Source organism: Aquabacter spiritensis (assembly GCF_004346185.1).
In the GTDB taxonomy this organism is placed as follows: Bacteria; Pseudomonadota; Alphaproteobacteria; order Rhizobiales; family Xanthobacteraceae; genus Aquabacter; species Aquabacter spiritensis.
The window spans coordinates 45,013-69,073 of the sequence record NZ_SMAI01000001.1 but is presented as its reverse complement, the minus strand read 5'-3'; the positions used below and the strand labels follow the sequence as shown (position 1 = coordinate 69,073).

General features: G+C 65.8%; 19 protein-coding genes. 10 read left to right on the top strand and 9 right to left on the bottom strand.

From position 1 onward, the window contains the following. Positions 1-79: 79 nt before the first annotated feature. Positions 80-1,204, bottom strand: a complete 1,125-nt coding sequence (locus tag EDC64_RS00310; RefSeq protein WP_132028370.1) for an aminomethyl transferase family protein — start codon at positions 1,202-1,204, stop codon at positions 80-82. Positions 1,205-1,458: 254 nt separating this feature from the next. Here EDC64_RS00310 and EDC64_RS00305 point away from each other — a divergent pair, with 254 nt between their 5' ends. From EDC64_RS00305 to EDC64_RS00285, 5 genes are read left to right on the top strand one after another with little or no spacing between them, the layout of a single operon-like run. Further along, positions 1,459-2,862 (top strand): acyl-CoA dehydrogenase family protein, encoded by a 1,404-nt coding sequence (locus EDC64_RS00305; RefSeq protein WP_132028367.1) that lies wholly within the window; start codon positions 1,459-1,461, stop codon positions 2,860-2,862. A gap of 46 nt (positions 2,863-2,908) precedes the next feature. After that, entirely contained in the window at positions 2,909-5,218 is a 2,310-nt protein-coding gene (locus EDC64_RS00300; RefSeq protein ID WP_132028364.1) for a trimethylamine N-oxide demethylase, read from the top strand. 31 nt (positions 5,219-5,249) lie between these two features. Then, positions 5,250-5,837 carry a dimethylamine monooxygenase subunit DmmA family protein gene (locus EDC64_RS00295; RefSeq protein ID WP_132028361.1) on the top strand — a complete coding sequence of 196 codons (588 nt, stop codon included), beginning with the start codon at positions 5,250-5,252 and terminating at the stop codon, positions 5,835-5,837. Next, a complete protein-coding gene (locus EDC64_RS00290; protein WP_132028358.1) occupies positions 5,834-6,790 on the top strand; it encodes a PDR/VanB family oxidoreductase in 957 nt (318 codons plus the stop codon). Before EDC64_RS00295 ends, EDC64_RS00290 begins: the two co-directional genes overlap by 4 nt. Positions 6,791-6,830: 40 nt before the next feature. Further along, the gene (locus EDC64_RS00285; RefSeq protein WP_132028355.1) at positions 6,831-7,886 is read left to right on the top strand and encodes a heme-dependent oxidative N-demethylase family protein; all 1,056 of its coding nucleotides are present in this window, start codon (positions 6,831-6,833) and stop codon (positions 7,884-7,886) included. A 2-nt stretch (positions 7,887-7,888) separates the two neighbouring features. Here EDC64_RS00285 and EDC64_RS00280 read toward each other — a convergent pair whose 3' ends face one another. Then, positions 7,889-9,172: an MFS transporter gene (locus EDC64_RS00280; RefSeq protein WP_165933588.1), complete on the bottom strand. Its 1,284-nt coding sequence runs from the start codon at positions 9,170-9,172 to the stop codon at positions 7,889-7,891. Positions 9,173-9,551: 379 nt separating this feature from the next. Here EDC64_RS00280 and EDC64_RS00275 point away from each other — a divergent pair, with 379 nt between their 5' ends. Beyond that, entirely contained in the window at positions 9,552-10,046 is a 495-nt protein-coding gene (locus EDC64_RS00275; RefSeq protein WP_245504469.1) for an NUDIX hydrolase, read from the top strand. A gap of 58 nt (positions 10,047-10,104) precedes the next feature. On the opposite strand, the gene EDC64_RS00270 is transcribed toward EDC64_RS00275, so the two are convergent. Then, positions 10,105-11,358 (bottom strand): hypothetical protein, encoded by a 1,254-nt coding sequence (locus EDC64_RS00270; RefSeq protein WP_132028349.1) that lies wholly within the window; start codon positions 11,356-11,358, stop codon positions 10,105-10,107. An 881-nt stretch (positions 11,359-12,239) separates the two neighbouring features. On the opposite strand from EDC64_RS00270, the gene EDC64_RS00265 reads away from it, so the two are divergent. Next, a complete protein-coding gene (locus EDC64_RS00265) occupies positions 12,240-14,135 on the top strand; it encodes an asparagine synthetase B family protein (RefSeq protein ID WP_165933586.1) in 1,896 nt (631 codons plus the stop codon). 52 nt (positions 14,136-14,187) lie between these two features. On the opposite strand, the gene gpmI is transcribed toward EDC64_RS00265, so the two are convergent. The 3 genes from gpmI to EDC64_RS00250 form a co-directional block, all read right to left on the bottom strand. Next, positions 14,188-15,711 (bottom strand): 2,3-bisphosphoglycerate-independent phosphoglycerate mutase, encoded by a 1,524-nt coding sequence (gene gpmI / locus EDC64_RS00260; RefSeq protein ID WP_132028341.1) that lies wholly within the window; start codon positions 15,709-15,711, stop codon positions 14,188-14,190. A 157-nt stretch (positions 15,712-15,868) separates the two neighbouring features. Next, positions 15,869-16,705 carry a factor-independent urate hydroxylase gene (pucL, locus tag EDC64_RS00255; protein ID WP_132028338.1) on the bottom strand — a complete coding sequence of 279 codons (837 nt, stop codon included), beginning with the start codon at positions 16,703-16,705 and terminating at the stop codon, positions 15,869-15,871. 80 nt (positions 16,706-16,785) lie between these two features. After that, positions 16,786-18,015 carry a M20/M25/M40 family metallo-hydrolase gene (locus EDC64_RS00250; protein ID WP_132028335.1) on the bottom strand — a complete coding sequence of 410 codons (1,230 nt, stop codon included), beginning with the start codon at positions 18,013-18,015 and terminating at the stop codon, positions 16,786-16,788. A 364-nt stretch (positions 18,016-18,379) separates the two neighbouring features. Between EDC64_RS00250 and uraH the strand changes: the two genes are divergently transcribed. Genes uraH through EDC64_RS00235 form a run of 3 tightly spaced genes read left to right on the top strand, consistent with a single transcriptional unit; the run spans position 18,380 to position 21,465 of the window. Then, complete coding sequence (gene uraH, locus EDC64_RS00245; RefSeq protein ID WP_132028332.1) at positions 18,380-18,733, top strand: hydroxyisourate hydrolase; 354 nt, start codon at positions 18,380-18,382, stop codon at positions 18,731-18,733. Between the two features lie 21 nt (positions 18,734-18,754). Further along, a complete protein-coding gene (gene puuE, locus EDC64_RS00240) occupies positions 18,755-20,176 on the top strand; it encodes an allantoinase PuuE (RefSeq protein ID WP_132028329.1) in 1,422 nt (473 codons plus the stop codon). A 14-nt stretch (positions 20,177-20,190) separates the two neighbouring features. Further along, positions 20,191-21,465: a M20 family metallo-hydrolase gene (locus tag EDC64_RS00235; RefSeq protein WP_132028326.1), complete on the top strand. Its 1,275-nt coding sequence runs from the start codon at positions 20,191-20,193 to the stop codon at positions 21,463-21,465. 31 nt (positions 21,466-21,496) lie between these two features. Here EDC64_RS00235 and EDC64_RS00230 read toward each other — a convergent pair whose 3' ends face one another. The 3 genes from EDC64_RS00230 to ribA form a co-directional block, all read right to left on the bottom strand. Continuing rightward, complete coding sequence (locus tag EDC64_RS00230) at positions 21,497-21,952, bottom strand: acyl-CoA thioesterase (RefSeq protein ID WP_132028323.1); 456 nt, start codon at positions 21,950-21,952, stop codon at positions 21,497-21,499. Between the two features lie 85 nt (positions 21,953-22,037). Continuing rightward, entirely contained in the window at positions 22,038-22,781 is a 744-nt protein-coding gene (locus tag EDC64_RS00225; protein ID WP_132028319.1) for an SDR family oxidoreductase, read from the bottom strand. 117 nt (positions 22,782-22,898) lie between these two features. After that, positions 22,899-24,023 carry a GTP cyclohydrolase II RibA gene (ribA, locus tag EDC64_RS00220; RefSeq protein ID WP_132028316.1) on the bottom strand — a complete coding sequence of 375 codons (1,125 nt, stop codon included), beginning with the start codon at positions 24,021-24,023 and terminating at the stop codon, positions 22,899-22,901. Between the last annotated feature and the right edge of the window lie 38 nt (positions 24,024-24,061).

Below are 24,061 nucleotides of genomic sequence, written 5' to 3'. Positions count from 1 at the left end.
TCTCCGTCAGTTTCTAGCAGCTTTGATTAAGGTTGGGAAAATGGGGCGTGCGATGCCTGGCGCCCGCGGCCGTGCGGATTCAGCCGCGCTCGTCCGGAGGATGGGTGCGCAACCGCATCGGATCATAGAACGGCGTGCGCACGACGGTTGCGGCGAAGGTCTGGTCGCCGTCCACCACGCTGAGTTCGGTGCCGTATGCGGTGAGAGGTGGCGCGATCGACACCATGGCGAGCGATTTCATCAAATGTTGGCTGAACACGGTCGAATTCACGACGCCGACTTGGGCACCATCCGACATGATTTTCGCGCCGGGAGTGACGGCCGCGTGATGGAGCACTTCCAGGCCCGCCTGGAGCGTGCGCTCGCTTCCGCGCCGGTCGATCAGGGCCTGCTTCCCGACAAAGTCCGGCTTGGAGAGGTCGACTGTCCAGTCCATCAAAACTTCCCAGGGCGTCGTATCCTTGTGGGGCATGTCGAACGGGAAGAAGAGCAGGGCGCCCTCCACGCGGACGATGTCGAGACAGTCCCACGACACCGGCATGACGCCGAACGGCGCACCCCGCTCCAGGATCCGATCCCAAATCGAGATCGCGTCTTTCGCGGCGCAGAACACTTCGTAGCCGCGTTCGGCGGAATAGCCGCCGCGGGCGATCGAGACCGGGAGATCGTACAGCGTCGTGCGTGCGTGACCGAAATAGGGGATGGCCGACACATCGAGCGGGGTATCCAAGGCTAGGAGATCAAGCGCCTTGGGGCCCTGAAGCGACAATATGTGGACATCCGCGTCGCGGGCGACGGTCACGGATTTGCCGGCGGTCAATCCGGCGAGTGCCTCCTCGGTCGCGCCGCCGCCATGAGAGAGGCGGTAGGCGTCGGGCCCGTCGCAATAGATCAGGATATCGTCGATCAACCCGCCGTTTTGATCGACGATGGAGGCGATCCGGGAGCGGCCGGGTGCGATCTTTGCGACGTCGCTGGTGACGAGCTGGTTCAGGACGGCCAACGCGTCGGGACCGGTGACTTCGACGATCTTCAGCGCAGAGACGTCGATCAGCCCGGCGCGCGTGCGCACGGCCGTCGTCTCCGCATAGGGATCGGTCGCGTAATGCTGCGGAATCGACATGTCGTTCCAGGATTCTTCGAGTTTCGATCCGAGCGCTCTGTGGCGCTCGTTGAGGATCGATTGCCGCAGCACCTCCGCCATCCCATCCCCCGTTCCCGTCGTCTTCTCCCGCTATCGTGGGTTGCTGGAAATTATTGTCAATTGTTTTTCTTCACAGGAATAAATGGGATGTTGCTATAATCCGAGGCGTGCCGACGAAATGGGCGGTCCGGCCGCATTTTGGGCTTGCGCGTGTTCGAGGCCATGGCAGATTAGTTTCTGCGGCATCAAAAATTTTCACTGTGAAGAACGGTGAGCAGGCAGGGCCAGCGTTATCGACCGCCGGAGCAGAGCGCATGTCCGACGTAAAAATGTGGGGGACGGAAGAGTTCTGGGGGCTCGGGTTCGAATGGGACCCGCAATGGCTCCTGACGCCGAGCCAGATGGATCTGCAGTCCCGCCTCATGGCCCTCTGCGAGAGCACGCTCCGCGCGAACGCCGTCGAGAGCGATGCCGATTATGTCTATCCCCGGCGGAATTTCGAGGCTCTCGCCTCTCTCGGCCTGCTGTCGCTGATCGTCCCGAAGGACCTCGGCGGGCTCGGCGAAAACCACACATGTGCCGCCATGGTGGTCGAGACCATTGCGCGCTACGGCTGCCCCTCCACCGCCATGTGCTACACGATGCATCTCGGCGCGGTGGCGGCGGCCCTGCTGCGGCACCATGACAATGCCCGGCTCACCGATATCCTCAAGCGGCTCGACGCCGAAGTGTTGATCGGGACGCTGTCTTATTCCGATCCGGAGACCGGCTCGCACTTCTGGTACCCGATTTCGTCCAAGGCCGAGGCTTACGGCGAAGGCTGGAAGGTGACCAAGAAGGCGTCCTGGACGACGTCCGGCGGTTTTGCCGACTGGTATATCGTCCAGACCACCAGCCCGGGCTTCGCCGGCGACTATTCCGACCTCTCCTGTTTCCTGGTCATGAAGGAGGAGGTGAAGGCGAACCCTTCCGAGTGGGATGGGCTCGGTCTGCGCGGCAACCAGTCGGGGCCGATCCAGATCGAAGGCGCATTCCTGCCGAAGGACGCGCTGGTCGGCCCGGTCGGCGATGGCGCGAAGTCCAATGACGAGGTGGTCGATCCGTTCTTTCTCCTGTGCTCTTCCGCCTGCTGGAACGGCATTTCGCTTGCCGTCATCGACATCGCCAAGCGCCATACGACCCGCAAGACGCACAATGACGTCGGCATGCGGGTTGCCGACTATCCGACCATCCAGGACTATGTCGGCGAGGCGATCATGGACACCAATGCGTGCCGCGCCTTCGACTTCCAGATGGCGAAGGCGCTGGATGAGGTGACCGGCAATTGCGACTGGTCGCGCCATGCCGACCTCGACGCCATGCCGCGCGCCTCTGTCCTGCACTGGTTCTGGCAGGTGAAGTTTGTCGCGGCAAAGAATGTCGCCCATGTCACCGACAAAATGCTCCACGCCTGCGGCGGCACGGGCTATCGGCCAGCGCTCCAGATCGAGCGCTATTTGCGCGACGGCAAGGCCGGCTGGGTGATGGGTCCGACGAACGAGGTGCTGCGCCAGTTCGTCGGCAAGGCCGCGCTGCTGGGCTTCGGTGCGCTGGATTACTGGAACAAATCGATCAACGAGCGGGTGCTCGCGAACGAGATCAAGAAGATGGACGATTCCGCCAAACGTGCTTTGGCGGAGCGGCTTCTCGCGGAGATCCAACCGGCCAAGGTGGCGTGACGCGGAGCCGTGGGGCGACGAGGCAGAGAAGACGAGACCGAGCGACATGCAGGGATTGGCCGTTGAGACGGATCGACAGCCAGGCCGGTCGTACCCTGAGGAGCGGCTGCGCGTGCCCGGCGGCGGATGCGCCTTCGTCGCGCTGAAGGCGGGCGATTGCCTCAGCGTCACCGACCCCGAAGGGCTGCAGGCCGCGCATCTCTTTGCTTTCGATTTGGCAGGACGTTCTGCACCGGCCGCTCTCGGTCTGTCCGACGCGGCCGAGGGCGTCGCGCTGGAGGACTTGATCGCGGGGGGCGGGGAGGGGACGCGGGAAGCGGCGCGCCTGCTCGCAGCGCGTGGCATCGATGCCGCCGGGGCATCCGGGCGCATTCTGCTGTGTGCGGACGCTGCCCCCGGCGCGGCGGTGGCTCTGGCGGCCATGACCGATCTCTTGGCGATCGTCGCCGCCCCCGGCGCGGACATGGAACCCGGCTGTCAGGATCCGCCCACCGACCTCGCCATCGGCGTCAGCCGGGCGGCAGGCGGGCGGCCGGACCTCCCCCCGCCGCTGGCAGAGGTGAAGCTCGATCTCCGGATTCCGGCGGCGCAGGCGCGGGCCTATCGGGTGAAGAAGGGCGACTATATCCAGATCATCGACGTGGAAGGTCGGCAATGCGCCGACTTCCTCGCCTTCGATGCGGCCGCCCTCGACCGCGGAGAGGAGTTCGGCCTCGATGCGACGACCACCCGCACCCTCATGGGGGCGGCCTTTCCCGGACCGGGGCTGCACTCTAAATATTATGACGCGCGCCAGATCGCCCTCGTGGAGGTGGTGCAGGATACGGTCGGCCGTCACGACACGTTCGCGCTCGCCTGCACGGCCAAATATTACGAGGATATGGGCTATCCCGGTCATGCCAATTGTTCGGACAATTTCAATGCGGCGCTCAAGCCGTACGCGATTGCCGGGAGAAACGGCTGGCCGGCGATCAATTTCTTCTACAACACAGCGATTTCCGGCTCGAACGCGCTGACCATGGACGAACCCTGGTCTCGGTCCGGCGATTATGTGCTGCTCCAGGCCCTCACCGATCTCGTCTGCGCCACCTCGTCCTGCGCCGACGATATCGACCCGGCCAATGGCTGGGAGCCGACCGATATCCATGTCCGCGTCTATGATTCCGCCGAGGCCTTCTCCAAAGGGACCGCATTTCGCATGAGCCCCGAAGCTGCGCCGCGCCTCACGCGCGAGAGCGCCTTCCACCCCCGAACTTCGGCCCTCACGCGCGACTTCGTCGAGTATCGCGGCTTCTGGCTACCGCGCTGCTTTTCCGGAGAAGGGCCGATCGCCGAATATTGGGCCTGCCGCGAAAGGGCGGCCGTGATGGACCTCTCGGCACTGCGCAAGTTCGAGGTGATCGGTCCGGACGCCGAACTCCTGCTCCAGCGCACCGTGACACGCGACATGCGCAAGCTCGCTGTCGGGCAGGTGGTCTATACCGCGCTCTGTTACGCGCATGGCGGCATGATCGACGATGCGACCGTGTTCCGCCTCGGATCGGCCAATTTTCGCTTGGTATGCGGCGAGGAGTTTACCGGTGCTTGGTTGCGCGCCCGGGCGGCGGAATGGGGGCTGAAGGTCTGGGTGAAATCCTCCACGGACCAGCTCCACAACATTGCCGTTCAGGGCCCGCTGAGTTGCGATATCCTGGAGGAGGTGATCTGGACGGCGCCGGTCCAGCCCGCACTCGGGGAGCTGAAATGGTTCCGGTTCGCCGTTGCCCGGCTCGGCGGGCCGCTGGGCGCCGCTCTGGTGGTGTCGCGAACCGGCTATACCGGCGAGCGCGGCTATGAAATCTGGTGCCATCCGAAGGACGCGCCCGCCGTGTGGGACGCCGTCTGGGCAGCTGGCGCGCCGAAAGGCTTGAAGCCGCTCGGTCTCGATGCACTCGATACGCTGCGGGTGGAGGCGGGCCTCGTCTTTGCCGGTTTCGACTTCTGCGATCAGACTGACCCGTTCGAGGCGGGGATCGGGTTTGCGGTGGCGGAGAAGGACGAGGATTTCATCGGCCGTGCCGCGCTCGCGCGCCGCAAGGCCAATCCGGCGCGACGCATGGTTGGATTGGTGGTCCATTCCAACGAAGTGGTGGGCCATGGCGATCCGATTATGGTCGGACGCGCCCAAGTCGGCGTTGTGACAAGCGCCGCGAAATCGCCGCTGCTGAAGCAGACTATCGCGCTCGCCCGCATGGACATCGCCCTGACGGAGAGCGAGGTGGAGATCGGCAAATTGGACGGCCACCGCAAGCGCCTTCCTGCGGAGGTGGTGCCCTTCCCCCATTTCGACCCCAAGAAGACGCGGGTGCGGGCATGAGCGGACGAGACCGGAACGGGGCGGAGGGGAGATGACGGACCAGGGCATCAAGAGCCGGCCGAAATATCAGCGCCTGGCGCTCGACCCGTCGGGCCGGCATCATCTTCTCCTGATCGACGGCCCCGCCTTGAGTTCCGAAGCGGCTGATGCGGGGTTCGACATCGCAGCCTGCGAGACCTGGATCGTGATCCGCCGCAGTGCCGTGCCGCCCGAGCCGATCCTCGCCGAGGCGCCGGGGGCGATCCGGCCTTTCCGCTCCACGGCCCATCTCTTTTCGGCGCTTCAGGATCGGCTGGCGCGCGAGACCATGGGGCTGAGGATCTATGCGGCGGGCACCGAGGACTTTCTCTGGGATATCCACGGTATTGCTGATCAGGCCGGAATGAGTCGCCAGGAATTGCGCTTCTGTCACGTCGGGAGCAAGGCGCGGCGAATCTTCTGCGTTCATTGCCGAACCATCACCGCGGGGGTGAAGACCTCGATCGTCGCGTGTTCCGGCTGCGGGGCGAGCCTGTTCGTGCGCGATCATTTCTCGCGGCGCCTGGCGGCTTTCATGGGGGTTCAGGTCGACGCAGAGGCCCCGGGCGAGGTGCCTGACGCGGAGGAGATCTACGCATGATCGCCGATGGCCCCATCCCGCTCCGGGTGCACGACATCGAGTCGCTTTCGCCGAGCCTGAAACGCTTCAGTCTGACGGCGCTGCACGGCGGCGAACTGCCGACCGCAGCGCCCGGCGCCCATATCATGCTGACCTTGCGCGGACCCGACCGTGTGATGAAGAACGCTTACTCCCTCGTCTCGCCGGCGGCGTGCCGCGACCGCTACCAGATCATCGTCCGGCACGTCGCGCAGTCGCGCGGCGGGTCTGCTTTCCTCCACCAAGGCATCCGACCCGGCGACGTCATCGAGGCCGCCCCCCCGGTCAACCTGTTCCCCCTGTCCCAGTCGGCCCGAAAGCATCTCCTGATCGGCGGCGGCATCGGCATCACCCCTCTTCTCTCCTATTTGCCATTGCTGAAGGCGCGGGGGGCGCGCTTCGAACTCCACCAGATCTCCTCGGCTGAGGACGTTGGCGTTTTCGAACGCCTGCTCGCGCCGTTCGCCCCCGGCCAGGAAATCCGCATTCACGGCGGGGGGCGCGGGGCCTTCGATCTCGCCGGGATCCTTTCGCGTCAGCCGCTGGGCACCCATCTCTATGTCTGCGGTCCCCGGCCATTGATGGATGCCGCCGCGTCGACTGCCGCGGCGCTCGGCTGGCCGCCCGGCAAGGTGCACAAAGAGAGCTTCGGCGAAGCCGCGGGCGGTTTGCCGTTCAAGGCGATCCTTGCGCGGCGCGGCATTGAGATCGATGTCGGCGAGACCCAGACCCTGCTCGAAGCGATCGAGGCGACCGGGATCGCCGCGCCCTGCCTGTGCCGGGGCGGCGCCTGCGGGGAATGCCGCTTGCCGGTGATCGAGGGCGAGGTGGAGCACCGCGACGATTTTCTTTCGGCGGAGGAAAAGGCGGCTCAGAGCGCCGTTATGACCTGCGTCTCCCGTGCCCGGAGCGCGCGGCTTGTGATCGATTTCTGAGCCCGGCTTGCCGGGCCGAGCTGTTCCGGAAGGACGCGACATGACCCTTCAGTTCAAGCCGAACGAGACGTTCCGCAGTGATTTCGCTTACGGCAAGTCCGACGCCGATCTTCTGCGCTTTCCGTTTCCCTTCCCTGAGGACGCCTACATGTACTCGGTGAACATCGAGCCGCATGTGCGGGGCGGGCCGACCGCGGCTTTTGCGCATGTCTTCGACATTGACGAGCATTATGTCGCCGAATGCCGGGAGCGGGCGCTGGTTTTGGCCGAGGACCCCAAGCGTTGCCAAGTGCTTCCGCACATGGAAATGGCCGAGTGGGACACGCTCGAACTCATCATGGAGAGTCTGGCGGCGGATTATCCGGACCATTTTTCGCTCACAAAAGCGGGCGACCTCTGGACCTGGGTGAACCGGCCATTGGGGATCCAGCAGAGCTTCACCTTCGGCGAGGCCCACACGCTGCCCTACGGGCCGTTCGAATACATCACGCGCCAGGCGCAGGGCGACTTCACCCTGCAGGATCAGCGCGACGACAATCTCTATGTCGATGGCGGGATGGTCACGACCCAGGCGGACTGGTCGCTCGAATTCAATATCGGAATGACATTTCACGAATGGCACGGCCCGGTGCCGCTCGCCCACGAGAAGGGGGTGTTCGACCGCGCGTTGAAATATCTCCTGCGGCTGCAATACGGCCGCCCGGTGCGGCGGCTCAACTGGACCATCACCATCAATCCCCGCCTCGACACATCGCCGGAGAATTACCCGGTCTGGGGTCCGGACCGCACGACGGTCACGTCAGAGAACGTTGGCGAGAAGGTCCATTTGCGGGTCGAGCTTCAGACGCTCTTCCGGCTGCCGCGCTCCAATGCGATCCTGTTCGGCATACGCTGCTATCTCGCCAGCGTCGCGGACCTCGCCCGTGTTCCCAAATGGCGCCGACGGCTGCACCGGGTGCTGCGCGACCTGCATCCCGAGATCCAGGCCTATAAAGGGCTTCCGCGCTACCGCCAAATGGTGCTGGACCATCTGGCGCCCTTCGACGACGGCGCGCCGACCTCGCCCGGTATTCAGAGCGACCTCGACGCCCTCTGAGGTCACGCGGCGAGCGCCGCGGCCACCTCCTTGTGGCTGCGGACCTCGGTGAGCATCATCGCGGCGAAAAAGCCGACGACGGAAATCGCCGGGAGCAGCCCGATCGCCATTCGAAACGCCGCCGTGCTCGGCACGTCGGCACCGCCGCTGAACGCGTCGAGCAAGGCGCCGAAGCCCCATTCGGCGATTCCGCCGAGCAGCATGATGATCATATTCGTGGAGGCGATCGCCGTGCCCATGACATTCGGTGGGTTGTGCTCCACCGCCGCGGCGAAGCACACGACCTCGGACGTCGACGCGAAACCGAGCAGCAGGAGCAGGACATACATCGTCGGCAGTGAGGCCGACGGCAGGAGCGCGATCACGATCGTCACGATGAGCGTGGCGAGGCTCGCCCCCATCAAGAGGCCGCGGCGTATCTTGAACCGGTCCGAGACGTAGCCGGCGATCGGGCCGCCGATGAGCCAGCCGACATACATCATGGAGACCGCCCCTGCGGCCCCGACCTTGTCTGCACCGGTTACGGCGGAGATATATTCTTCGCCCCACAATGCGCCGAGGATCGACAGCGGCATGTACAAGGCCGCCCCGACAATGCCGATATACCAGCTCTGAGGATTCGCGTAGACGACCTTCAATGCCTTGATTACGTTCGGCTTTTTCGCAGTCACGGCGCGCAGTTCGACAGGCGGGCGGTTCGGCACCACGAGTGCGATCAGCGCGGTGATGCCAAGGCCGACGCCGCCGGCGATGAGCAGGGCCGGCTGCCATCCGAGGCTCTGCACGATCGCCGCGATGCCGGAATTGCCGATGATCGCGCCCGCCATGCCAAGCGAGGTGGTGAGGCCGGCGAGCAGCGCCAGCATGCGGTGGGGAAACCACTCGGCCGCCAGATACATGGTGCCGACAAAGGCGAAGGCGGAGCCGAGCCCTTGGCAGAAGCGGGCCGCCACGAGGAGCATCGAGGAACTTCCCGCAACCTCCAGAAAGGCGCCCAAGGTGCAGATCAGGACCGACACCAGCAGCACGTGACGTGGCCCGAAACGGTCGATGATGGTGCCCGAGAGAAGTTGCATGGGCGAATAGACGAGATAATAGGTCCCGGCGGCCGCCCCGAGGGCGGCGGCGCTCAGTCCAAAATGCGCCTGCAGTTCGGGCTCCATGGCCGATGGCGCGACGCGAACGAAGAATTCATAGAGGTAGAACAAGGCCGCGGTGCCCCAGATCATCCAGCCCCGCAGCGAAGTTGTCTCAACCTCCGGTGTGTCACGCTCCTCGATGATCATATCAGTCCCCCGACCGGCCGCCTGCGGCACCTTCTTGCGAGAATGCAGCAATCCTTGCGACAGACAAGTCGTAACCCCTTGAAACAGCGCATTTCGGCGCGCTGTGCGACAATTTTCTAAAGTCCGCCGCGGTGAGCCGCCGGGCGCTGCGGCGAGGCGTTTCCGCCCGCGGGGCCGGATCCGTGGCCGGGCCCAAATTTCTGAGGGCCGAGGATGTGAGCGGCGGTGCAATTTTGTCGTCTTTGGTAGACAATTTTCCCAATTCGACATGGAGCGGACGTCTTCCTGCCGCATAATGCGAATCATGAAGCCCGAATCCTCTCCGCGCCGTCGCGTCCAATATGCTGCCCTGCCATACCGGCAGAGGCTGGGCGGAGAGGTGCAGATCCGGCTCGTGACCTCGCGGGAGACGCGTCGCTGGGTGCTGCCGAAGGGATGGCCGATGAAGGGCGTTCCGCCCCACAAGGCGGCGGCGCGGGAGGCCTATGAGGAGGCCGGTCTGCTGGGAACGATTTCACGCACCGCATTCGGCATGTACGGCTACGACAAGCGTCTCTCGACCGTCCGTAGCGTCGCCTGCGACGTCATGGTGTTTCCGCTGAAGGTGAAGCGCTATCTGAAGAAATGGCCCGAACGGTCGCAGAGGATCGGCTTCTGGTTCACCATCGAAAGCGCTGCGGCCGCCGTGCACGAAGAAGAGTTGCGCGCGCTCATCCTCCGCTTCGGGGAGGTGATGGCCGCGCGCCACGCGGCCAAGCTTGAAGCCGCGGCGCGGTCCTCGCTGGGCGAGGGGCCGGCCGTGAAGGCGAAGAAGCTCAAGAAATCCTCCGCATCACCAGCGTCTGCCGATCCGCCAGTCTACCCGACCCATTGACCGCGGCCCGGATGCGCGACGCTAGGAAGCGTCCCGATCGGCCGCTGCCCTGCTGCGGTCAGCGGCGGGTGGTATGATGGTCGTCGAAGGCGAGCGGAGAGCCGGCTGGCCCCTGGCGCGCCGCCGGCATTGCGTCCTTGGGCAGGACCCAGTCTGCGCCGAAATCCTTTTTCAAAGGCGCCATGCCGATCAGAGTGCGGTTCATCGACGATTCCAAGCGCGCCAATTGGTTCGCGCAGGCGTCGAGGGCGGTATTTGTGCTCCAGGCGGCTGTGGCGCGGATCGAGGCGACACTGCCGTGATAGGACTGCGTCGCCGCCTCCCAGATCGGCTCGATGTCGGTTTGGCTGGAAAGTTGCCGCTCGATTTCCGCCAGTCCGACCTTCACCGCCGTCATTTTCCCGGGGGAGATCGGCGTCAGAAGGCTGTCACGGAAGGCTTCGTTGCAGGCGAGGATCCGCGAATATTGGAAATAGAGCTTGCGGAGCAGCGCGATCTGGCGGGCCAATGCCGCTTCGCGCTCGGCGTGCGCGAGGCTCGGCAAATCGGCCACCTGCCATTCCGATCTGAGGCGCCGATAGACGTCCTCATCGAGGGCGATCCTCCCGGCCGCGGCGATGAAGGCGGCATAGTCGAATGTGGCGGTCGCCTCCGCGGCCTCGAGGCTCGCTTTGGCAAGGTCGAGCTTTGATCGCTTATGAGGCGTAAAGCAGTCTGCGCGTTCACCCGTCGGATAGCGGATCTCCGATCCGAAAGCGATCCGCTCGGGCTCGCCGAACGACGCCGTCGCCCGCGCGAGGGCATCCGAATATTTGAACAATTCGACGCACAGGCCCTGCGCCTCGCGGGGACTGACAGGGGCATCGAGCAAGGTGCGAAGTCGATCCACTGCGGCGCGGTAGCCGGCATGCTCAAGACATGCCTGCCAGATAGCCGGCGTCAGAGACGCCGCATCGATCTCAACGACATATTTGCTGCCCGAAATCTCTGCGCCGACGAATTTGGAGGTTGCAACCTGAAGAAGAACGATCTGGATCTGGCTGACGAGATTGCGATGGCGCGCAACCACGCTTTGGGCCGCTTCTGCCGAGAGGTCTGAGATGGCGATAAAATAGCCCTGCTCGTTCTCAGTGCCGGCGGTGTATTCCCAGTTCGGGGGAAATGCGACCACACCGCTGTCTTCATTCATATCGAAGAAGTTCGACGCACGAATGAAGTCGGAATTGTTGAACAGCGTCACATGACCCTTGAATGCAGGACCGATCCGCGACGTGTTGATGAACGGGCCGATGGTCCCGTCGGTCCGGCACACAAGTTCAACTGAAATATTGCCGGCCTCTGATTTGGACAGAGGGATGGCGAGGCGATCATTTTCCGCATGCGCGGAGGCGCATCCAAGAAAAACGCTGAAAAGCGCGGCCCCAAGCTTCCGCATCGCCCGCACCCAAATTCCACTTCAAATTAACAGTCTATTAATAACCCCTCCATGTAAAAGTTTTGATGACGGTTTGCCGATGACGCTTCGGAACGGCGATCGTCCTCCACGTGGTCCGATCGCAAAGTGCTGTCGTGGATCAATATACAACTGGCGTCGGCGGAGATCGCCGAACACAGGGCGAGCGCGGACCGGGTCAGGACGTGCGCGTGACGCCGTCGTCGCGCCCTGTCGAAGAGTCGGCCTGCGTTGCGGGCTCCAGGCGGATTTCCGTACAAGTGGGGGCGTGCCATCGCCGCCGGCGTGACGGCCTTCGCCGCTCCTGGGCAGGATCTGTCGCTCGTGTGAGGTCTCGCTCGAAATCCATCGTCCCATTCTTTTTTTGGACCGGGCAGGTGCCGCGTCGCTCCCGCATCTTCACGGGGCGCCCGTGATACCGTCAAGCTTGCGGCATGTGGACCCTCGGCCCGGTATTCTCGCCGACGTCGAATGCAGGGGACGTGGTGCCAGTCGTGCAAAATTCGTCTTGGGTCAAGCCATCGGATTTTGCAGACTCATGCCGAGCGGCCTCCCGCGAGACAATGCCTGGTGTCGTCGAATCCAGCGCAGAACCCGGAGCGAAGCACGTCGAGAGTTCATGCTATGATCGCGTTTCGGTGCCGGTCAAGTTGAGAAGACGGTATTAGAAAGCCATGACGGCAATATGTGGGGCGTGGAATTTCGACCGGAGACCGGGGGCGGAGGAGCGGTGCGTCCGGATGCAGCGCGCGCTGGCGCCTTACGGCTCCGACCGGAGCGGCATCTGGGCCGAGGAGGAGATCGCATTCGGGATCGGCCTCTCCCGCCTGCTGCCCGAGGACGCGTTCGACCGCCAGCCACTCGCCGGCGCCGGCGGACGGTTTCGTCTGGTTGCCGACGTGCGGCTCGACAATCGCCCCGAACTTGCCGCCGCCCTCGGCCTCTCCCACCTTGCGGTTCGGCAAATGGCGGATTCCGACATCCTGCTCGCCGCCTGGGAGAAATGGCAGGAAGCCGCGCTCGGCCATCTGGTCGGCGACTTCGCGTTTGCTGTTTGGGACCGCGACCGCCGCTGCCTCCATCTGGTGCGCGACTTTCTCGGCCAACGGCCACTTTTCTTCAGCAAAGTCGCTGGCGGCTTCCTCTTCTCCTCCATGGCCAAGGGTCTGCACGCTTTGCCGGAGATTCCGGCGGAGCCCGACCTCGCCGTCATGCGCGACTATCTCGCCCTTGCGCCGATGCGCGGACCCGGGTGGTTCTTTGCCCATATGGAGCGGGTCGAGCCCGGTGCGATCGTCACGCTCCATGCCGATGGGCGGATCGCCGCGCGGGAATGGTACGACTGGGCACGCGCGGATCTGAAGCTCGGATCGGATGCGGACTATATCGAGGCCTATCTCGCCTGTTTCGACCGTGCCGTGTCCGACCGCCTGCGGACCAATGGTTCATGTGCAAGTCACCTGTCGGGCGGTTTCGACAGTTCCGCCGTCGCCGCGACCGCCGCCGCCCAGTTGGCGGCAAACGGCAAGCGCCTGACGGCCTATACCCATGTTCCGCTCGCCGGCGCACCGCTCGAAACGCCGCGCAACCGCTTCAGCGACGAGTGGCCGCTCGCCCATACCGTGGCGGAAAAATACCCCAATATCGACCATGTCGCGGTCGAGGCGGCCGACCGGATGATTGGCGGCGATCTCGATAACCACTTCCACTATTTCGAGTATCCTGCGCTCAATCTCTGCAATCTGGTGTGGGGACGGGAAATCTCCCGCCTTGCCGGGCGCCAGCGTCACGCCGTTCTGCTGACCGGAGCGATGGGGAATATGACGATCAGCCTCAGCGGGCTGGAGCTTCCGGCGCAGCTCTTCCGCTCGGGGCGGCTCATCGCCTGGTTCAAGGAAAGCCTCGCTTTGACCAGGACCGGACATTCCCTTGCCGGTGCCTTCGTCTGGCGCACCTTCTGCACCATGTTGCCCGGTCGGGTCGTGAACGCGTTGCAGAGCCTGCGGGGCAACCACCCCACCACCCTCGATACCTTTTGCGGTCTGAAGCGCGAGGTGCTGCACAGCACTGAATTCCACGCCCATCTGCGCGCGCTCGGTTACGATCACAACTTCCGACCCTGGTCGAGCAGCCGCGCCATGGCGCGCTTCGTTCTGCGCCGCACGGATCTGAGCGGGGTCGAGACTCTGGGCAATCTCGCCGCGTTCGGCGTCGATACGCGGGATCCGACCAGCGACCGGCGGCTGGTCGAGCTCACCCAGTCCATGCCGGCGTCGGTGTTCCTGCGGAACGGCCAGATGAAGTGGATCTACCATCAGGCATTCGCGGAGCGGGTGCCGGCGCAGATCCGGGCCGAACGCAAGAAGGGCTATCAGGCCGCCGATTGGGGGGAGCGCTTCCGGCGGGCGGCGCCCGGCCTCCAGGAGACGATGAAGCGGGCGGCACGCCATTCGACGGTTGCCGGGCTGATCGAGACCGACGATCTGCTCGCGGCCTTCGAGCGGGGGCTTCCGGAGGGCGTGCCCGACGAGGCGGCAACCAGCACCTATCGCCTGAAGCTCCTGCGGAGCCTCGCGGTTTCGCATTTCCTGACCAAAATAGACCGCGGCAACATGCCCCTCGACGAGGTCGCCTGACGTCGGGGGCGCACCATACGGGCTCGTTGCGGTTAAAGGGGGCAGTCCGCCCCTAACCCTTCCGCACCAGGGAGCGCCCGGTCATTTCGGCGGGCTGTTCCACTCCCATCAAAGTGAGCAGGGTCGGCGCGACATCGGCGAGCCGGCCCTCGGCAAGGACGAAACCGGGACGGCCGGCCAGTAGGATCGGCACGAGATTCGTTGTGTGCGCCGTGTGGGGCCCGCCGGTCGCGGGATCCCGCATCATTTCGCAATTGCCGTGGTCCGCCGTCACCAGCAGGGCACCGTCCTGCGCCAGAATCGCCTCGGCAATCCGGCCGAGGCCCGCATCCACCGTCTCCACCGCCTTGATCGCCGCCGAGAGGCTGCCGGTGTGGCCCACCATGTCCGGATTGGCGTAGTTGAGCACGATCAGGTCGTAATCCCCGCTCCCGATCGCGGCGACCGCCTTGTCTGTCAGTTCGGCGGCCGACATTTCCGGCTGGAGATCATAGGTTGCCACTTTGGGGGAGGGGACGAGGATGCGGTCCTCGCCCGGATAAGGGTCTTCTCGGCCTCCCGAGAAGAAATAGGTGACGTGGGGATATTTCTCGGTCTCGGCCATCCGAAGCTGTGTCTTCTTCGCCGCCTCCACCGTTTCGCCGAGCCCCATGTCGAGAGATTCGCGCGGGAACAGGGTCTTCATCACAGTGTCGAGTTCGGCGCTGTAGGAGGCCATTCCGGCGGCGGCGCAGAACGCGACCTCCCGGCTGCGCGGAAAGCCGCGGAAGCCGGGCAGAAGAAGCGCGTCGAGGATCTCACGCGCACGGTCGGCGCGGAAATTGGTGCAGAGGAGGGCATCGCCGTCCTGCATCCCCGTATAGGCGCCGATGACCGCCGGGTTGAGAAATTCGTCGGAGAAGCCCGCCGCATAGCTTGCTTCGACGGCCGCCGCAGCCGTTTCGAACCGGTCGCCCTTCGCCGCCACGAGCAGGTCGTAGGCGCGCGTGACGCGCTCCCAGCGCTGGTCGCGGTCCATGGCGTAATAGCGCCCGCAGACGGTCGCGATCGGCGCATCGGCGGGAAGAGCGGCGGCGAGCCGGGCCATGTCCTGGGCTGCCGAGCGGGGCGGGGTGTCGCGGCCGTCTGTGAAGGCGTGCACGTTCACCGGGATGCCGGCCTCACGGAGAATTCGCGCCACGGCGACCGCATGGTCCTGGTGGGCGTGGACGCCGCCGGGCGACATCAGGCCGAGGATGTGGCAGGTGCCGCCAGTGCGCTTCAAAGCGGCGACGAGACCGCTCTCCATGATGCGGCCGGCCAGCGTATTCTCTTCGATCGCGGCATCGATGCGTGGCAGGTCCTGCATCACAACGCGGCCGGCGCCGAGATTGAGGTGGCCGACCTCGGAATTGCCCATCTGTCCCTCCGGCAGGCCGACGTCGCGGCCGGAGGTGCGCAGGAAGGCGCGCGGCCCGTCGCTCCACAGCCGATCGAAATTCGGCGTGCGGGCGAGGCGGACCGCATTGTCCTCGGTCTCTTCGCGCCAGCCCCAGCCGTCGAGGATGACCAGCATGGTGGGAACGCGCTGCGACATGGACCGACCTCATCCGAACGGGCGCCGCGAGCGACGCGATGGGGGGTCATGACCCCTGCGGCGGGGGGACGTCAAGTCGGGTCCGCGCCGGAGGGCGCGGGGTGCCGCTCCGCTCAAGTCGGCGGGACGGCACGCGCTTCCTATGACGCGGCGGCGATCAGCGGCCGACCGTGCACTCGATCTGTCCGTGCGGTTCGTCGGTCGGCAGGAACACGACATTGTCGTTGTCGAGCCCGAACGGCTCCAGGTTGATCAGGAGATAATGCTTGTTCGGACAGGCCATGGAGATGTCGGCGATCTCCGGCACCTTGGCGAGTGCCGCCGTACCCATGCGGTAGAGGCTGTCCTGAACGCTTTCCGAGAACGTGGTGGCGAACACCTCGATCAGGGTCGCGAGGATGGTGGCATTGGCAGCGCTGTAATCGGCGGGCGCCGCGCTCCAGCGCCAACTCGCCTCCATCGCGGTGGCGCAGATGCGGTCGCGGGTCTCCTTGATCGTGGTGTAGGGATCGCGGGCATAATTGTCCCAGGCCGATTGCGTGGTCTTCATGAAGGTGAAGCCGGAAATTCCGGACGTTACCTCCATCCCGTCACGGGTGGCGAGGACGGTGGCGAAGGGCTTGCCATTGCCGTCGAGCGTGAAAGCGTGGGGATGGGCCTCGCCATCGAAGGACAGGCGGTCCCACTTGGTCTCCGAGCCGGTCACCGTGGTGGTCTCGACCTGCGGATAGGTCGCAAGGATCCGCTCTGCGACGGCCATACAGAACGCTTCGGTGTCGAGCCCGAGATTTTCCCGCGCCACCACATTGACCACGTTCTTGATCGTGTCGGTGGACACCATTTTGGAATTGTCGGCATCGACGAAGGCGCCGGCGAAATCGCCTGTGATCATCGCCTTCACCGTCAGTTCGCGGACCTCGTGCCGCGCCCCGTCTCTCTTGACCCGCATCACGCGGACGCGGTCTTTGCCGTAGGTCTTGCTCACCAGGCTCATCGTTTCACCTCTGGGTTCGAGTGTCGGTGGGGTCTATTTGCCCCATTATCCTTGGCGCCGCGGGGTGGCGCTGATGTCGATCAGGAAAGCAGCTCGGCCAGCGTGCGGGCGACCACCCGCGTCGCCAGCGAAAGGTCGGACAGGCGCAGCTTTTCATCCGCCCGGTGACCGTTCGCCTCCTCGATGGTGCGCGGACCCGCGCCGTAAAGCACGACGGGAAATCCCGCCTCCGCATAGAGCCGGGCGTCGGTATAAAGCGGGACGCCCTTGGCGGGGATCTCCTCCCCGATCAGGTCGGCGGCGTTGCGGCGGAGCGCATCGGCGAGGCGCTGCGTCGCCGCGCTCGGCACCAGCGGACGGGCGAGGAGGATGCGCCGCACCGTGACGCGGGCATCCGGAAAGGCGGCCGCCCCGGCCGCGATCGCCGCGCGGACGTCCGCCTCCACCGTCTCCGGCGCCTCCTCCGGAACGATGCGCCGGTCGAGGCGGAAGGTGACGCGGTCGGGAACGACATTCGTGTTGATGCCGCCCGAAATGAGCCCGACGGTGAGTTGCGGCGAACCGATTCCCGGCACGTGCGAGACCGTCGTCTTCAGCGTGTCGCGATAGGCATAGAGGGCGGTGAGAATGCCGGTCGCGGCTTCCAGTGCGTCGATGCCGGTAAAGGGCAAAGCGGCATGCGCGGACTTCCCCACCACCTCGATTTCGAGATGCAGGCAGCCATTGTGGGCCACCACGACGGCATAGGAGAAGCCGGCGGAGATGACATAATCCGGGCGTGTGAGCTTCTCCTCGATCAGGAAGCCCGGGCCGACCTCCCCGCCGATCTCCTCGTCATAGGTGAAGTGCAGTTCCACCGTGCCCTTCAGGGCGAGACCCGAACGCTTCAGCGCGTCGAGGGCGAAGGCGTAGGTCGCAAAGTCGGATTTCGAAACCGCGGCGCCCCGGCCGTACATCTCGCCGTCGACCACCGCCGCGCCGTAGGGATCCTGAGACCAGCCGGCCCCCGGCGGCACCACGTCGCCATGGGCATTCAGCGCGATCACCGGGCCGTCGCCGAAGCGGTGACGGACGATGAGGTTGACGGCCGAGACCATGCCGGCGGCCTGCGCGCGCGCGTCCGGCACCTTATGATGCTCGACCGTGAAGCCGAGCCCCTCCAGCAAGTTTGCGGCGCGCGCGGCATGCGGCGCGCAATCGCCCGGCGGATTGTCCGACGGGACCTTCACGAGTTCGGCCAGGAAGGCGACCGCGTCGCCGGTGCGCGCGGCGACCAAATCGTCCAGGCGACTCGCTTCTGTGGGGGTCATGTAGAAGATCCTTCGTGAATGCGGCCGCGGTGGGCCGGAACGCGGTGTCGGGCTTCCCAGCCAGATCGTAACGGTATGCTGCCTTTAGAGGGGAAACCGGGTGTTTCCGTCCAGTAGGATCGCGCTCTAATCTGACGACGCGGCAAGGTGGGGGCGGGCGGTGATGGAAACAGCGGGCCTGCGTCTCGGCGGCAGCCAGCGAAGGCTATCGGAGGGGGCGCGGCCTGTATCCTCGATGGGCCGACCCGCCAGATGGCGTCGCTGGAGGCGCATTCGGCTGCCGACTCCTCTAATATTTGGAGAATAATGGCGCGCGGTCCGGGCTATGCTGCCGGTCGGATGCGGAAGGAGCTGGGGGAAGACGATGGGACGCCTGTCGACACACGTTCTTGACATGGTGGACGGCGTGCCGGCGCTCGGGGTGGAGATCGAGCTGTTCCGCCTCGCCGAGGACGGCGTCCGCACCCTGGTGTCGCGCCATGTGACCAACGCCGACGGCCGCACGGAAGCCCCGCTTCTGGCTGGCGAAGGGTATGCGCCGGGGATTTACGAACTGATGTTCCATATCGGGCCTTACTTCCTGGCCCAGGGCGCCAAGGTCGCTGACCCCCCGTTTCTGGACGCGGTCCCGCTCCGCGTGCGGCTCGCCGAGGACGGGCATTATCATGTGCCGTTGCTGTGCTCCCCGTGGGGCTATTCGACCTATCGCGGCTCCTGACCTCTTTGTGGCGACACTGGAATGACCGACCCCTCTTATCCCCGCGACCTCGTCGGCTACGGCCGCACCCCGCCCCATCCCCGCTGGCCGGGCGACGCGCGCATTGCGGTCCAATTCGTGATGAATTTCGAGGAGGGCGGCGAGAATTCGATCCTCCACGGCGATCCGTCTTCCGAAGCCTTCCTCTCCGAGATCGTCGGCGCCGCGCCCTGGCCGAACCAGCGGCATATGAACATGGAGAGCATCTACGAATACGGGGCGCGCGTCGGCTTCTGGCGGCTGCATCGGCTGTTCACCGAACGCGGCCTGCCGCTCACCGTCTTCGCGGTCGCCACCGCCATGATGCGCAATCCCGACGCGGTCAAGGCGATGGACGAAGCCGGCTGGGAGATCGCCAGCCATGGCTATAAATGGATCGAGTACAAGGATTTTTCCCGCGCCGAGGAGCGTGCGCACATCGCCGAGGCGGTGCGCCTCCATACTGCGGTCGCCGGCGCGCGGCCACGCGGCTTCTATCAGGGCCGATCGAGCGAGCACACGATCCCCTTGGTGATGGAGGAGGGCGGCTTCCTCTATTCCGCCGACACCTATGCCGACGAACTGCCCTATTGGGTCGCGGGGCCGAAAGGCCCGTTCCTCATGGTCCCCTATACGCTCGACGCCAACGACATGCGCTTCGCCGTGCCCGCCGGCTTCAGCACCGGGGACGACTTCTTCACCTATCTCAAGGACAGCTTCGACCTCCTCTATGCCGAGGGGGCGCACGCCCCGCGCATGCTTTCGATCGGTCTGCACAACCGCCTCGTGGGGCGGCCGGGACGGGCGGCGGCGCTGGCGCGCTTTCTCGATTACATCACGGGGCACGAGAAGGTCTGGGTGGCGCGGCGCATCGATATTGCGCGGCACTGGATCGCCCATCATCCGCCCCCCGGCGGCCACGTGCCGAGCCGGATGAGCCGGGCGGTATTTATCGAGCGCTTCGGAGACGTGTTTGAGCATTCGCCGTGGATCGCCGAGAGCGCGTATGATGCCGGTGTCTCGCGCGCCGAGGACCGTGCCGCCGGCCTGTGCGCAGCGATGTCGCGGGTGCTGCGGGCGGCGCCACCGGCGCGTCAGATGAGCGTGATCCACGCCCATCCTGACCTTGCCGGCAGGCTCGCCCAAGCCAAGCGTCTGACCCAGGAGAGCGCGTGGGAACAGGCGTCTGCCGGCCTCGATCAGTTGACCGAGGACGAGAAGGACCTGTTCACCGCCCTTAACGCCGCTTATGTCGCCAAATTCGGCTTCGTCTTCATTATGGCGATCCGCGGCCGCACGAAGGACGAGATCACCGCCGCCTTCGAGCGTCGGCTCGAAAACAGCCCGGAAGCGGAGCGGGAGGAAGCGATCGCCCAGATCGAGCGCATCGCCTTGCTCCGTCTCGAGCAATTGCTTCCGGCCTGAGGCGGAGCACGCCGATGATGGCCACGCCCCGCCCGACATCGCGAGAGCCGTCGCCCCTCGATGGCGCAACCATCGAAGCGCGATTGAAGGCGCTTGCCGCCTTTACCGACGTTCCCGGCGAGATGACCCGCCTCACGCTCTCCCCGGCCCACAAGCAGGCCGCGGCGCAGGTCGCCGACTGGTTCCGCGCCGCCGGGATGGAGCAGGTCCACATGGATGCGACAGGCAGCATCGTCGGCCGCTATGCCGCCGACCGGGCGGATGCGAGGACGTTGATCGTCGGCTCCCATATCGACACGGTGCGCAACGCCGGCATTTACGACGGCACGCTCGGCGTCCTCGTGGGGGTCGCCGCGGTCCACGAACTGCACCGGACCGGCCGGCGTCTGCCGGTCGCGATCGAGGTCGCGGCCTTCGCCGACGAGGAGGGGGCGAGGTTTCTCTCCACTCTCTCCTCGTCGCGCGCGATGGCCGGCCGGTTCGATCCGGCTTGCCTCGGCGACGTCGATTCCCATGGAATATCCCGCGCCGAAGCCTTGCGGGCGTTCGGCGCGCCGGTCGAGGCGCTCGCCGCCTGCGTTCGCGATCCCACAGAAACGCTCGGCTATGTCGAGGTGCATATCGAGCAGGGACCGGTCCTCGCGGCCGCCGGGCTTCCCCTCGGCATCGTCACGGGGATCGCCGGCGCTTCGCGGGCGAATGTGCGGCTCACCGGGGAAGCGGCGCATTCGGGAACGATGCCGATGACCATGCGGCGCGATGCGCTCGCGGCGGCGGCGGAGATCGTGCTCGCCATCGAGGCGCGGGGCGCCCGGGACGTCGCACCGGCCTCTCTTGTCGCTACGGTCGGAACGCTCGGGATCGCCGATAGTGCGGTCAATGTGGTGCCGGGCGAGGTGCATTTTTCGATCGATGTGCGGGCGTCCGACGATGAGGTGCGCCGGGCTGCGGTCGCCGACATTTCGCAGGCGATCCTCGCGATCTGCGCGCGGCGGCGGGTGACGCCGGTCGTCACTTTCGGCCACGAGGCGCCGGCCGCGCTGTGCGATCCCGGCCTGCGCGACCGTCTGGCCGCGGCGGTGGAGCGGGTCGGCGTCGCCCCGCATTTTCTGCCTTCGGGCGCGGGACACGACGCGATGGTGTTCGCCGGCGTGCTGCCCATGGCCATGCTGTTCGTCCGCTCGCAGAACGGCAGCCACAATCCCCGAGAATATGCCGCGCCCGGCGATATCGGCCGTGCGGCGGCTGCGTTGCACGCCTTCCTTCTCGCCCTCGCGGACGACGCGTGAGGCGGGACTGCAGCGTGGAGCCCGCCCCGCGTCAGGAGGCCGGCGGCGCGAGGAGGGCGGCGAGCTTCTCGCTCGCGGCTTCCGACAGCGCCCGCGAGCGGCGCGTCGCTTCGTCGATCTGGACGATCACCGTCTCGGCGTTCGCCACCCGACGGCCGTCCTGGAAGATCGCCTGCTCCAGCTTCAACGAGCTCGTGCCGATGGCGGCGACGCGGGTGCCGATCCACACTTCGCCCGGCCAGTTCACCTCGGCGCGAAATTCCAGCAGCAGCCGGGCGATGACGAAGGCGCAGCCCGGCTCGCGGATGCCGCGTTCGCGGGAATAGAGGATTTCCGCCCGCCCGGTCTCCAGGAAGGTGGAGAAGACGGCGTTGTTGATATGGCCCTGACGGTCGGTGTCGGCATAGCGCAGCTTGTCGAACGCGCGCAGCGGAAAATCTTCGAGAACCTGCTCGCGCACCACATCGGCCTCCGTCGCGTCATCCATCCCGGTGGGAAGCATCTGAGGAGGGTGGAATCAAGCGCAAACAGGCCTCAGCGAGCGGTGGGCGCTGAGGCCGAGCGTCGCGGACTCAGCCCCGGCCGACGAACGGCATCTTGGTCGCCATCACCGTCATGAACTGAACGTTGGCGTCGAGCGGCAGGCCCGCCATATAGACCACGGCGGCGCCGACGTGGCGCGGGTCCATCACCGGCTCCACGCGGATCGACAGATCCGCCTGCGGTACGCCGCTTTTCATCTTCTGCGCCATCTCCGTATCGGCATTGCCGATGTCGATCTGGCCGCAAGCTATGTCATGGACGCGGCCGTCGAGCGACGTCGCTTTGGTCAGGCCGGTGATCGCGTGCTTGGTCGCGGTGTACGGCGCCGAATAGGGGCGGGGTGCGGAGGCGGAGATCGAGCCGTTATTGATGATGCGGCCACCGCGCGGCGTCTGATCCTTCATGATCCGGATCGCCTCCTGGGTGCACAGGAAGGGGCCGGTCAGGTTCGTGTCGACCACCCGCTTCCATTCCTCGAACGCCAGATCCTCCATCGGCACCGCACGCGCGCCGGTGCCGGCATTGTTGAACAGCAGATCGAGCCGGCCGAAGCGGGCCTTCACGGCGGCGAACAAGGCTGCGACCGAGACGGGATCGGTGACGTCGGTCGGTATGCAGAAGAAATCGCCGGTGCCGGCCGCCGCAGTCGCCTCCAGGGCATCGGCGCGCCGGCCGGCCAAGGCGACCGAAAAGCCGGCGTCAGAGAGCGCGAGCGCGACCGCGCGGCCGATGCCGCTGCCCGCGCCGGTGACGAGGGCGATCTTCTTCTCCATGGGCGTCCTCCGCTATTCGTCCGCGCCTTCAGGCGCGCGTCCGCTTCCTGTAGCGGGAATGCGGCCGGATGCGAAGGGCGGGGAGCAGCCCTGTCGCGGTGCAGCCGAAGATTGCGGCTAGTCCGTGCCGTTCGCAGCGCTCTCGGCTTCGATGAAATGCCCCGCACGGTCGCGCTTGGACGCGAGATAGCGGGCATTCTCCTTGGTGTGGCGTCCCAGCACGCGTTGCTCGGCCGCCACCTCGAGCCCCGAAGCGCGGAGGGCGGCGATCTTTTCCGGATTGTTGGTGATGAGCTGGACCTTCGCGACCCCGAGCTGCCGCAGCATTTCGGCTGCGAAGTCGAAGCGCCGCTGGTCGAGGCCGAAGCCGAGGACCTCGTCGGCATCATAGGTGTCGTAGCCCTGGGCCTGGAGGCCGTAGGCGCGCATCTTGTTGGCGATGCCGTTCCCGCGGCCTTCCTGGTCGAGATAGAGCAGGATTCCGCCGGATCCTTCCGCCATGCGCGCGACTGTATCGCGCAATTGATCCCCGCAATCGCACTTGAGGCTGCCGAAAAGGTCGCCGGTGAGGCAGGCCGAATGCAGGCGCACCGGCACCGTCCCCGAAAGATCCGGCTTGCCGACGATGATCGCCACCTGATCCCTCAGGCCTTCGCCGCCGCGGAAAACGATGAATTCGGTCTCCGGCGCGCCTTCGAGCGGGACCGGAGCCCGCCCGACGATCCGCAAGGCCTTCGCCTGGCGGCCTCGAAACGCGAGAATGTCGCCGTCCGCGACGAACAAAAGGTCCGCGAACGTGGCATCGGGATCGACCGGCGCCACGACGGCGGCCGGAAGCAGGAGGGCGATGCGCAGCAATTCGAGCGCGGCAACGTCCAGCGGATCGGCCGGAGAGACCGGCGCATCGAGGCGCGCATCGATCTGGAGCGCCAGCATCGCCACTCGGGCGGGATCGATGCCCGGCAGAGCGAGCGTTCCCGGCAGCGGCCGGTGTGCCCCGATCCGCGAGAGTCGTGGCCCGGGCAGAGCAAGGCGGCCGCGCAAGGGGGAAGCGGCGGCAAGAACGGCCGCGCTCTCCGCATCGAGCGCCTCGGCGCCAATCACCAGACCGCGCGCACCGCCGGCTTCCAGCAGAATCGGACGGCCAGAACGGAGATCGGCGACCGCACGTTCCACAGCGATCAAGCCATTGCGCGCTTCGGAAGCTGACGAGGGGGGAACGGGAGGGCGCTCGGACGTCATGAAAGCCTCGTGATACGCGCTACGTGTGGGTTTCGGCC